Origin of the sequence: Mesorhizobium sp., from assembly GCF_004962925.1 — a bacterium.
Lineage (GTDB): Bacteria > Pseudomonadota > Alphaproteobacteria > Rhizobiales > Rhizobiaceae > Mesorhizobium.
Genome location: NZ_SUEO01000504.1, coordinates 1 through 229, shown reverse-complemented (window position 1 = coordinate 229; position 229 = coordinate 1). Strand labels below are relative to the sequence as shown.

1 pseudogene is annotated in these 229 nt (G+C 65.9%); it reads left to right on the top strand.

Annotated elements, in window-relative coordinates:
• Positions 1 to 229 (top strand): annotated as a pseudogene (locus E5W87_RS35895) (hypothetical protein); the annotation flags it as partial.

The following is a 229-nucleotide window of genomic DNA, read 5'->3' as shown; positions in this document are numbered from 1 at the left end:
ACCCCGACGACATTGTCACCTTCGAAGCGGCCCGCCAGGACGGGCTCGATCTGATCGACAAGATGGGCCTCGATCCGGGGATCAGGCAGCAGAAGGTGAAGGATTGGTTCGGCACCGCCGCGAAGGCGCGTTTCGAGGCGTTGATCGCCAAGGACCCGCAGCGTGCCCTGGAGATGTTTGGTGTCGGGACGCCGGCGGAGCCCTCCGGCAGAGATGCCGCCAGCGGTAC